At 66.9% G+C, this 10,366-nt stretch carries 8 protein-coding genes; 2 read left to right on the forward strand and 6 right to left on the reverse strand.

Features of this window, described 5'->3' with window-relative positions:
• Both acnA and prpC read right to left on the reverse strand, forming a co-directional pair.
• Positions 1-1,780: aconitate hydratase AcnA (gene acnA, locus PHX69_RS12180; protein WP_288043977.1), on the reverse strand; the 1,780-nt coding region annotated here is incomplete at its 3' end.
• A gap of 121 nt (positions 1,781-1,901) precedes the next feature.
• Positions 1,902-3,077, reverse strand: a complete 1,176-nt coding sequence (prpC, locus tag PHX69_RS12185; RefSeq protein WP_288043979.1) for a bifunctional 2-methylcitrate synthase/citrate synthase — start codon at positions 3,075-3,077, stop codon at positions 1,902-1,904.
• A gap of 141 nt (positions 3,078-3,218) precedes the next feature.
• Between prpC and PHX69_RS12190 the strand changes: the two genes are divergently transcribed.
• Positions 3,219-4,631 (forward strand): short-chain fatty acyl-CoA regulator family protein, encoded by a 1,413-nt coding sequence (locus PHX69_RS12190; protein ID WP_288043982.1) that lies wholly within the window; start codon positions 3,219-3,221, stop codon positions 4,629-4,631.
• Positions 4,632-4,662: 31 nt separating this feature from the next.
• Here PHX69_RS12190 and PHX69_RS12195 read toward each other — a convergent pair whose 3' ends face one another.
• Both PHX69_RS12195 and PHX69_RS12200 read right to left on the reverse strand, forming a co-directional pair.
• The gene (locus PHX69_RS12195) at positions 4,663-6,366 is read right to left on the reverse strand and encodes a response regulator (RefSeq protein WP_288043983.1); all 1,704 of its coding nucleotides are present in this window, start codon (positions 6,364-6,366) and stop codon (positions 4,663-4,665) included.
• A gap of 185 nt (positions 6,367-6,551) precedes the next feature.
• The gene (locus PHX69_RS12200; RefSeq protein ID WP_288043984.1) at positions 6,552-7,112 is read right to left on the reverse strand and encodes a DUF1439 domain-containing protein; all 561 of its coding nucleotides are present in this window, start codon (positions 7,110-7,112) and stop codon (positions 6,552-6,554) included.
• Positions 7,113-7,187: 75 nt separating this feature from the next.
• Here PHX69_RS12200 and yjjJ point away from each other — a divergent pair, with 75 nt between their 5' ends.
• Positions 7,188-8,522, forward strand: a complete 1,335-nt coding sequence (yjjJ, locus tag PHX69_RS12205) for a type II toxin-antitoxin system HipA family toxin YjjJ (protein ID WP_288043985.1) — start codon at positions 7,188-7,190, stop codon at positions 8,520-8,522.
• A gap of 140 nt (positions 8,523-8,662) precedes the next feature.
• On the opposite strand, the gene PHX69_RS12210 is transcribed toward yjjJ, so the two are convergent.
• Entirely contained in the window at positions 8,663-9,601 is a 939-nt protein-coding gene (locus PHX69_RS12210; RefSeq protein WP_288043987.1) for a tRNA-uridine aminocarboxypropyltransferase, read from the reverse strand.
• A gap of 134 nt (positions 9,602-9,735) precedes the next feature.
• The gene (locus PHX69_RS12215; protein WP_241524932.1) at positions 9,736-10,362 is read right to left on the reverse strand and encodes a class I SAM-dependent methyltransferase; all 627 of its coding nucleotides are present in this window, start codon (positions 10,360-10,362) and stop codon (positions 9,736-9,738) included.
• Between the last annotated feature and the right edge of the window lie 4 nt (positions 10,363-10,366).

Below are 10,366 nucleotides of genomic sequence, written 5' to 3' on the forward strand. Positions count from 1 at the left end.
TGGCGAACATGGGCCCGTACACCGCGCGGTACTGTTCGGGCTTGACGGCGGCCTGCACCACGGCGTCGATCTCCTCGTCGCTGGGCCACAGGTCTTGCAGGCGGATGGGCTGGCCGTTCACCACCGCAAGCACGTCGCGTTCGATGTCAAAGCGCACCGTGCCTGCGATGGCATAAGCCACCACCAGCGGCGGCGATGCCAGAAACGCCTGGCTGGCATACGGGTGGATGCGCCCGTCAAAATTGCGGTTGCCCGAGAGCACGGCGGTGGCGTAGAGGTTGCGCTCGATGATCTCTTGCTGGACTTTCGGCTCCAGCGCGCCGCTCATGCCGTTGCAGGTGGTGCAGGCAAAGCCGACGATGCCAAAGCCCAGCGCCTCCAGGTCTTCCATCAGGCCGGCCTCCTTCAAATACAGCTCCACGGCCTTGGAGCCGGGCGCCAGCGAGGTCTTGACCCAGGGCTTGCGCACCAAGCCCAGGCGGCGCGCGTTGCGCGCCAGCAGTGCGGCGGCAATCACGTTGCGCGGGTTGCTGGTGTTGGTGCAGCTGGTGATGGCGGCAATGATGACGGCGCCATCGGGCATGCGCCCTTCGGCCTCGTCGGCGCGGGCCATCTCCAGCTTCACGGCACCGGCAATGCCGCGCTCGGTCAGCTGTGAGGTGGGCAGGCGCCGGTGCGGGTTCGATGGCCCGGCCATGTTGCGCACCACGCTTGCGAGGTCAAAGCGCAGCACGCGCTCGTACTGCACCTCGCGCAGCGTGTCGGCCCAGAAGCCTGCCGTTTTGGCATAGGTTTCCACCAGCTGCACCTGCGCCTCGTCGCGGCCCGTCAGGCGCAGGTAGGCCAGTGTCTGCGCGTCGATGGCGAACAGCGCGGCAGTGGCGCCGTATTCGGGGCACATGTTGCTGATGGTGGCGCGGTCGCCCACCGACAGGCCCTGCGCGCCCGCGCCGTAGAACTCCAGGTAGGCGCCCACCACTTTTTCCTGGCGCAGGAATTCGGTCAGCGCCAGCACGGTGTCGGTGGCGGTGATGCCGCTGGGGGGCGCGCCCGTCAGCTCCACGCCCACGATGGTGGGCAGGCGCATCCAGCTGGCGCGGCCCAGCATCACGTTCTCGGCCTCCAGGCCGCCCACGCCCACGGCGATCACGCCCAGCGCATCGACGTGCGGCGTGTGGCTGTCGGTGCCCACGCAGGTGTCGGGGAAAGCCACGCCGTCTTGTACGTACACCACGGGCGACATCTTCTCCAGGTTGATCTGGTGCATGATCCCGTTGCCCGCCGGGATGACCTGGACGTTGGTAAACGCCTTCTTCGTCCACTCGATGAAGTGGAAGCGATCCTCGTTGCGGCGCTCTTCAATGGCGCGGTTTTTGGCAAAGGCGTCGGGGTCAAAGCCGCCGCACTCTACGGCCAGCGAGTGGTCCACGATGAGCTGCACTGGCACCACCGGGTTCACGGCGGCTGGGTCGCCGCCCTCCTTGGCAATCGCGTCGCGCAGCCCGGCCAAATCCACCAGCGCCGTCTGGCCCAGGATGTCGTGGCACACCACGCGCACCGGGAACCACGGAAAGTCCATGTCGCGCTGGCGCTCGATGAGCTGGCGCAGGTAGTCGTTCAGCTGGGCGGGGTCGGCGCGGCGCACCAGGTTTTCGGCGTGTACGCGCGCCGTGTAGGGCAGCTGGGCCCAGGCGCCGGGCTGGAGTTGTTCGACGGCCTCGTGCGCGTCGAAATACTGCAAGGCAGTGCCGGGAAGGGGTTTGCGGTGGGCAGTGTTCATCATGGGGCGGGACAGATTTGCTCTTTTTTTGTGAGCTGCTTGCGCTTGGTGGACGTTGCTTTCAGCACAAAAACAGGCTGAAAGCTGCATATGACAAGCGCTGGCAGCTATGGTTTTTGCTTCAATGGCGTTCTTCGATGGGCACAAACCGCTGGTCGTCCGGCCCGGTGTAGTGGGCGCTGGGGCGGATGATCTTGTTGTCCAGGCGCTGCTCGATCACGTGCGCGGCCCAGCCGCTGGTGCGCGCCATGACGAACAGCGGCGTGAACATGGCGGTGGGCACCTGCATCATGTGGTAGCTCACGGCGCTGAACCAGTCGAGGTTGGGGAACATGTTTTTCTCTTTCCACATCACGCGCTCAAGTCGCTCGGCAATGTCGTACATCTTGCTGCTGCCGGCTTGCAGCGAGAGCTGGCGCGCCACCTCCTTGATGACGACATTGCGCGGGTCGCTCACGGTATAGACCGGGTGGCCAAAGCCGATCACCACCTCTTTGTTGGCCACGCGGCGGCGGATGTCGTGTTCTGCCTCGTCGGGGTTGTCGTAGCGTTTCTGGATCTCGAACGCCACCTCGTTGGCGCCGCCGTGCTTGGGGCCGCGCAGCGCGCCAATGGCCCCGGCAATGCTCGAATACATGTCGCTGCCCGTGCCCGCAATCACGCGCGCGGTGAAGGTGCTGGCGTTGAACTCGTGCTCGGCGTACAGGTTCAGCGAGGTGTGCATGGCCCGCACCCATGCATCGCAGGGCTTGGCGCCGTGCAGCAGGTGCAGAAAATGCGCGCCGATGGAGTCGTCATCGGTTTGCACCTCAATGCGCCGGCCCGAGTTGCTGAAGTGGTACCAGTACAGCAGCATGCTGCCCAGGCTGGCCATCAGGCGGTCGGCAATGTCGCGCGCGCCGGGCAGGTTGTGGTCGTCTTTTTCGGGCAGGGCGCAGCCCAGGGCCGAGACGCCGGTGCGCATCACGTCCATGGGGTGGCTGGCGGCGGGCAATTGCTCCAGCGCCACCTTCACGCTGCCGGGCAGGCCGCGCAGGGCGCGCAGCTTGGCTTTGTAGGCTTGGAGTTCAGCGCGCGTGGGCAGCTTGCCGTGTACCAGCAGGTGGGCCACTTCCTCGAACTCGCACACCTGGGCCATGTCCAGAATGTCGTAGCCCCGGTAGTGCAGGTCGTTGCCCGTTTTGCCGACCGTACACAGCGCGGTGTTGCCTGCGGTCACGCCCGAGAGGGCGACGGATTTCTTGGGCTTGAAGCTGGCGCTGGCAGGGGCAGCGCTGTCTGCGGTCGGGGTGGTCATGGGGTGGTCTCCGGGGGTTGTCATTCTTCGCAATTTACGCAAAATACCCGGTTCCCAACAGAGCTAAAAAGGCGAAATCTTGCGAAACACCATCCATAAAATTGCAAATTTTGCAAATTTGTCGCTGCTCTCGGGGGTGCTGTGAAAAAGACTTTCATGGGCGTCAAGCTGCGCAAACTGCGTGCGGAGCGGGGCATGTCGCAAATCGCCCTGGCCCATGCCCTGGGCCTCTCGCCCAGCTACCTGAACCAGATCGAGCAGAACCAGCGGCCCCTCACGGTGTCGGTGCTGCTCAAGCTCAACCGCACCCTGAGCGTCGATATCCAGGAGTTTTCCGAGGACGACGAGGCGCGCTTGATTGCCGGGCTGAAAGAGGTATTTGCCGATGCCGCCCAGCCCGTGGCGCTGCCCGAGCTGCAAGAGGTGGCCGCGCAGATGCCCGCCCTGGGCCAGGCCGTGCTGGCGCTGCACCGCCGGCACCTGGAGGCCATGGAGCGCATCGAGATGATGTCCCTGCGCCTGGGCGATGGCCGCTCCGATGCCGCCGCGCCCACGGCCATGCCCTTTGAGGTGGTGCGGGACTTTTTCTTTGCCCACCAGAACCATTTCGACGTGCTCGACCGCGCCGCCGAAGCCCTGGCCACCCAAGCCCAGGCGCAGGGCGACGCGCTGGCGCACTGGTTGGCGCAGCGCCTGGAACTGCGCCACGGTGTGCGCATGGAGCGCACCGAGGATGCGGCGCATGGCAAACGCAGCTTTGCCCCTGAGCGGCGCACCTTGCAGCTGGCCGCCGAACTCAACGGCGCGCAGCAGGCATTCCAGCTGGGCACGCAATGGGCACTGCTGGAGCACGCCGACACCATTGATGCGCTGATCCGCGTGCCGCAGCTGGCCCACGACACGGCGGCCCGCAAGCTGGCCCGCATGGGCCTGGCCAACTACTTTGCGGGGGCCTTGCTGTTGCCGTATGGGCCATTTCTGGCGGCAGCCGAGTCGCTGCGCTATGACATCGAACTGCTGGAGCAGCGCTTTGGCGTGGGCTTTGAAACCGTGTGCCACCGCCTGAGCACGCTACAGCGCCCGGGTGCGCCGGGGGTGCCGTTTTTCTTTGTGCGCGTGGACCGGGCGGGCAACATCTCCAAGCGCCAGTCGGCCACACACTTTCACTTCAGCCGCACGGGCGGCACCTGCCCTTTGTGGAACGTGTACGAAGCCTTTGGCCAACCGGGCCGCATCCTGGCGCAGTTGGCCAACATGCCGGACGGGCGGCGCTACCTGTGGGTGGCCCGCTCCATTGCGCGCAGCCAGGGCGGTTATGGCTCGCCGCGCCGCACGTTCTCCATCGGCCTGGGCTGCGATGTGCGCCACGCCGGGCGCTTGGTCTATGCCCAGGGGCTGGATTTGCAGACCCCCGAGGCCGCCACCCCCATCGGCATGGGCTGCAAGGTGTGCGAGCGCGACCGTTGCCCGCAGCGCGCCTTTCCGTATGTCGGGCGCACGCTGGAGGTCGATGAAAACCAGAGCCGGTTCACGCCCTACGGGTTTCCCCATTGAGCCGCTACCGCGCCGGGCGTGCGCAAGGCCCTCAGACGGCGTGGGCGTGGTGCGCTGCGCCCATGGTGGGTTGCAGCGGTGCCGAGTCCATGCCGCGCAGGCTCACGCCGCCCGACTGGCGCATGTTGCGGTCGCCCAGCACGGGCTTGTTGTAGGCACTGCCCAGTGCCTGGCGCCAGGGCTCGATCTTCTCGGCCAGCTCGGTGGCGTTGGCGATGTCGCTTTCGTAGCGTTGCAGCACGCGCCAGGCCGTTTCAATCACCTTGGCGTTGAGCGTGGCCACGCCCTGGGCCAGCAGGGTCTCGACGGCCTTGCCTGCGGTGCCGGGTTCGCCGCTGCGGCTGGGCGCCAGGGCCTGGTCGAGCAGGCGCAGCACCTGGGTGTTGCTCGCTTGCAGCAGCTCGCAGGTGCGCTCGTGCTTGTAGGCGGCGCCCATCAGCAGCTCGCACATGGCCATGGAGGTGGCAAAACGCAGGCCCAGCGTCTGCACGGTGCGTTCGCCATCGGGCGGAATAATGTCTTTGGTGGCCAGAAGGGCCAGCACCGAGAGCAGGTTGCAGGCGGCCTCAAAGTCAAAGTCGGGCTGCAAAATCGGCTCTGTCAAATGGCTCAGCGCTTCCAGCGTCTCGGGCGCGCCCTGGTACAGGCAGGCGTCCAGCACATGCAGCGCCTGCACCATGCGCCGCAGCCGCACCGATTCGGGGTTGCGCTCGGACATGGCCTGCTGGTCTTTGAAGAACTGCCGAAACTGCTTGGGCTCGTCGATCTCAAAGCGCTGCATGGCCAGCAGCGTGAGGGTCTGGCCATCGAACATCTTCGAGCCCAGGCCCAGCCGCACCGAGCGCTCCAGCAGCGCCACGGCGGTGGGTTTATCGCCCAGGTAAAAGGCCAGCATGCCGTGGCGTTGCAGCCGCGCAATCGAGGCGGGCGTGAGGTCGGTCGAGGTCTTGTAGGCCTTCAGCGCTTCTTCAAACTGGCCCAGTTCCACCAGCGTGCGGGCAAAGTTGTCGCAGGCATCGGCGTAGCTGGGCTCGTCGGCCAGCAGGGCCTCCAGCAGCGGCTTGGCCTTGTGCGGCTGGCCCATCTCCAGCTGCACCCGCGCCAGGCCCAGGCGCGCCCAGGGGGCGGGTTCGGCGGTGAGCATGGCCTCGTAGAGCTTTTGCGCCATCTCAAAGCGCGCCAGGCGCAGCAGCAGCTCGGCGCCGATGCGGGCGGCAAAGTTCCAGTACGGTGCGCGCTCGTTGAAGCGCGTCAGGCACAGGCGCGCGGCCTGGATGAACGACTGGTCTTCAATCAGCTGGTAAATCTCTTGCAGGGCCACTTTGCGCTGGCGTGCCTGGGCAATGCGCTCTTGCAGGCGCGCGGCAGTGAAGGGCTTGAGCAGGTAGCCGTCGAGCATGGACTCGGCCGCCTCGGCCACTTTGGCATACGAGGCCTCGGGCGTGACCATGATGAAGATGGTGGCCAGCGGCAGCATGCCGCCCCGGCGCAAGTCGTCCAGCAGCTCTTGCCCGGTGATGGATTCCTGTGGAAAGTTTTGTTCGCACAGCACGATGTCGAAAGTCTGTGCCTCCAGGTGCTTGCGGGCATCGCTGGCGCGCGAGACCTGGCGGATGGATTTCACGCCCAGCTCACGCAGCTGCGCGCCCATGACGCTGCGGGTGGAGGTATTGGCATCAGCGACCAGGGCGGTGGCCTGGCTGAAGTCGTTGGATAGGGTGCGGTTCCAGCTCATAGGGGGTGATTTTGCCCCGGCGGGGCGCCTCTGGCGGGCAAGGGCGTGCAGGGCACTGCGCTGCACCGCCCTGGGGTGCGCTCTGCGGTGACTGGGCGCAGCGTGGTAAATAAAGCGCCAAAATGGCTTTCAAGGCCCGTACAGAAAGCGCTGGTAGCTATTGATTTGATAGTAGATTGCGCAATCTACGGTGTGCCTGGCCGCAGCCACTGCACCTCCAGGCCCTGCGCTGTGACGGTGATGGCGCCCGGCTGCAGGCCCCGGGCGGCCAGGCGCGCCTGGTCTTGCGGGCGCAGGGTGTAGAGCACCACCTCGCCCAGCCACTGCGCCGCCAGCGGCCCTGCGGCGGTGTTCACCAGCGCCGCCGTGGCCGGGGGCAGGCCGGGAAAGTCGAGCGTGCCCAGGCGCACATCGGTGGCGCGCAGTGTGGCGTCGCTGGCTTCGTAGCGCAGGGCAAAGTCCAGCGCCAGCGTGCCGTCCACGCTGCGCCGCAGCAGCGGCCCCGACACCTGCACGGCCAGCTGCGCGCGCAGCCGGTTGCGCTCGGGCAGCGCTTGCAACTGCGGCGCCTGCCATTGCAGCTGCACCAGCGCCCCGCCCAGCGTGTGCGTGCGCGGAAAGCGCTGTGCCAGCGTCTGCTGCAACTGCGCCAGCGGCAGCACGGTGTGCGAGGGCGCACTGGCACAGGCGCCCAGTGCGCCGGCCACGGCTGCCGCCCCGGCAATGAGCAAAAATCTGCGCTGCATAATCTATTCAGAAAATTTTATAAATATTTGAAATATATAGATATTTTTAAAAAGTATCTATTCATGCCACCATTCATGACACCACAAAACGATCTCACCGCCCACGCCTTGCAAGCCCTGCGCCGACAAGGCAGCGTACTCTCCAGCGCCGACTTGCAGCGCCTGCTGGGCGTCAGCCAGCCCACGGTCTCGCGCGCGCTGGCGCCCTTGATCCAGTCGGGCCAGGTGCAAAAGGTCGGCGCGGCGCGCTCGCAGCGCTACGTGCTGGCGCGCCAGGTGCCCGGTGTGGGCCGCACGGTGGCCGTGGTGTGTGTGGACGCGCAGGGCCAGCCAGCGCCCTTTGCGCGCATGGTGGCGCTGGAAGGGGGAGCGTTTTGGGTGGATGAGGTCGATGGCGAACACCGCCGCCACGACGGCTTGCCGTGGTTTCTGGACGACATGCGCCCCCAAGGCTTCATGGGCCGCACCTTTGCCCACGCCCACCCCGAGCTGCAACTGGGCCACGACCCGCGCCACTGGAGCGATGACGACGTGCTGCGCGCCATGGCCTTGTACGGCGACGACTTGCCGGGCAACCTCATCGTGGGCGAGGCGGCGTTTGCGCGTTTTCACACGCTGCCTGCACGCGCCAGCCGGGTGGCATCGGCAGACGAGTACCCGCGCCTGGCCGAGCAGGCCATGCAGGGCACGCACCCGGGTTCGTCGGCGGGGGGTGAGCAGCCCAAGTTTTGCACCATCACCGCCGGGCGGCCAGTGATTGTCAAGTTCTCACCGGCTGGCGATGCGCCCGCACACCAGCGCATCCGCGATTTGCTGGTGTGCGAGCACCTGGCGCTGCACACGCTGGCCCAGGCCGGGCTGCCTGCTGCGCGCACACAGCTGTTCATGGGCGGGGGCCGGGTGTTTCTGGAGTCCGAGCGCTTTGACCGCAGGCCCGTCACCCACCCCGGCGCGCAGGCGGGGCGCATCGGCATGGTGTCGCTACAGGTCTATAACGCCGAATACGTGGGCGAGATCGACAACTGGGCTGCCACCGCCCAGCGCATGGCCGAGCGCCAACTGCTGCGCCCCGGCGACGCCCGCACCCTGCGCCTGCTGGAAGCCTACGGCCAGCTCATTGCCAACACCGATCGCCATTACGGCAACATCTCGCTGGTGCTGGACGGCGACGACTGGGCGCTGTCGCCCACCTACGACATGCTGCCCATGCTCTACGCCCCCGTCGGCGGTGAGCTGGTGGCGCGCGATTTTGCCCAACGCGCTTTGCAGCCCAGCACTGCCACCCTGAGCGAATGGGCGCAGGCCCAGGCGCTGGCGCATCGCTTTTGGCAGGCGGTGGCGCAGGATGCGCGGGTGTCGGCGCCGTTCCGTGCCATCGCCCAGGAAAATGCAGGTCAAATTGGCCTCTAGCCCTTATGAAATAAGCGTAAGAAGCTATTGATTCGGGAGCGAATAGGCGGTGGTGGGCGTGCTGTGTGGCGCAGCACTGCCAGGCAGAAAAAAATCAGGCCTCAATGGGCCTCCAGCCCTTACATTTCGGGCGCAAGCAGCTATACATTTTGATGGTTCTGGCGGCTGCCGGGCGCATCCGCATCCGCTGGCACATCTGGCGGGCGCAGGCTGCGCAGCTGGGTATGCGCCGCGCTGTGCCAATCCACCGGCAGTTGCTGCTTGGCTTGCAGGTAGTGGTGGGTGAACACGTCCAGGTAGGCCTCCAGTGTGCGCGCGGCGTGGGGCTCGCCCGCCAGCTCCAGGCACAGGGCGGCGACCTCGGCGGTGCAGAAATGGTCTTCGCGCCGGGAGCGGCGCAGGCGGTAGCGCGAGAGCTGATCGGGCTGCAAACTCAGCACCGGCAGGTGGTCGAGGTAGGGGCTTTTGCGGAACATCTTGCGTGCCTCCGACCAGGTGGCGTCCAGCAGCACAAACAGCGGGCGCCGGGCGGAAGCGGTTGCGGGGGGCGCGGCGCGGGTACTGTCGGTGGCAGCGGCATCCCGGAGTACCTCGGTGGCCTGGGGTGCCTCTGCTGCGCAGGCACCACCAGGGTTGGCGTTGGCCGTGGAGCCAGTGCCACCTGCGCTGGCATGGGCATGGGTGCTGTCTGCCCCCGGCCACGTCGTCAGCAGCCGCTGCGGCGCGACGAACTCGCCCGGAAACACCAGCACCGGCTGCCACTGCGGATCGGCCAGCAGCGCCAGCAGGGCCGGATCGACCTCGGTGCGCGCCCAGCCAAAGGCCCAGGTGTCGGCCACCACGTCGGCAATCAGCCAGCCGGTGTTGCTGGGCTTGAGCGGCTCGATGTCGGCCATGATCAGGCACATGCCCGCCTGCGTAGCCACCTGCGGGCGCAGGCTGCACAGACAGTGGCTGAGGGCCACACGGCAGTCCGGGCAGCGCAGCACCCGCGAGCCACCGCGCGCCAGAAACGGCTTGGCACTGCGCGCCAGCCGCGCCGTGCGCAGGCGCGAGACAGCGTGGGGTGGCGCAGGCATGGGCGCTGCTGCCGTAGCTGTGGCATGGGGCGCCGCCTGTTCGGCCGCTGCTACCAGCGCAGCGGGTGCCGTTAACGTGGCAGGTGCTGCCGCTGTAGCCGCGCCTGCGCCAGCGCCAACCAGGCCCGCCCTGCTCATCGCCCGCCCATATGTTCGAGGGCGAACAGCGGTACTTCAGCGCGGTGGCTCAGCCACAGGCCGCCGCCGATTTCGGTAAAGCCCTCGGCCAGCGTGCGCCGGTACAGCTGCGCGCGGTGGCGGTACTGGCGCGTGTCGGTCAGGGTTTGATCGACGATGTCCTGCTCCCAGTCTTCGCGCGTGACAGCCTCGACGTACAGCGCGCCCTGGCTCAGGCGCGCCAGGTTGCGCATGGCGGCCTGGGCGTCGGCGGCGTTCAGGTAGGGCAGCACGCCCTGGCAGATCACCAGGTCAAACGGCGCGCTGGCGCGGTAGTCCAGCACCGAGCCGCGCTCCCAGCCAAAGCGCTCGCACAGGTAGGCGCTGACCTCCACGCCGTGGAACTGCGCCTGCGGAAAATGCCGCGCCACCACATCGCGCCACAGCCCGATGCCGCAGCCCACATCCAGCACGCGCAGCACCGGCACGCGCAGGTAGTGCAGGTAGCTGCACACAAAGGCGCCCAGGCGCTCGATGTGCTGCGGGTCGGCCACGCTGGTTTTGGGGTCGAAGTAAAAGCGCTGGTAGTAGGCCTCGTCAAAGTCGATGGCCGGGGCGGGGGGCGTGGAGTGGGGTGTAGGCACGTCA

Source organism: Simplicispira sp. (assembly GCF_028687295.1).
GTDB lineage: Bacteria > Pseudomonadota > Gammaproteobacteria > Burkholderiales > Burkholderiaceae_C > Simplicispira > Simplicispira metamorpha.

Coding starts and splice junctions, on each gene's coding strand:
- PHX69_RS12200 (WP_288043984.1), bottom strand. CDS start 7,112: ATGCAGCGCAGATTTTTGCTCATTGCCGGGGCGGCAGCCGTGGCCGGC.
- prpC (WP_288043979.1), bottom strand. CDS start 3,077: ATGACCACCCCGACCGCAGACAGCGCTGCCCCTGCCAGCGCCAGCTTC.
- PHX69_RS12210 (WP_288043987.1), bottom strand. CDS start 9,601: ATGCCTGCGCCACCCCACGCTGTCTCGCGCCTGCGCACGGCGCGGCTG.
- PHX69_RS12195 (WP_288043983.1), bottom strand. CDS start 6,366: ATGAGCTGGAACCGCACCCTATCCAACGACTTCAGCCAGGCCACCGCC.
- yjjJ (WP_288043985.1), top strand. CDS start 7,188: ATGACACCACAAAACGATCTCACCGCCCACGCCTTGCAAGCCCTGCGC.